Here is a 216-nt window from a genome sequence, read left to right on the forward strand (position 1 = left end):
GGCGGCGAGCAGCGGCGGTTGGCGATCGGCACGGTCGTCGCCTCGCGGCCGCCCGTCGTCGTGCTCGACGAGCCGACGTCCGGGCAGGACCGGGCGACGTGGCAGGCCGTGGTCGAACGCCTCGGCGGACTGGCCGACGCCGGCACCGCGATCGTCGCCGTGACCCACGACCAGGACCTCGTCCGCGCCCTCGACGCCGACGAGGTCGTGCTCGGC

General features: G+C 76.9%; 1 pseudogene. It reads left to right on the top strand.

The annotated features are described in order from the left end of the window. Nucleotides 1–18: 18 nt before the first annotated feature. A pseudogene (locus I5E_RS22300) lies at nucleotides 19–216 on the top strand (ABC transporter ATP-binding protein); the annotation flags it as partial.

The organism is Curtobacterium sp. B18 (genome assembly GCF_000333375.1).
Lineage (GTDB): Bacteria > Actinomycetota > Actinomycetes > Actinomycetales > Microbacteriaceae > Curtobacterium.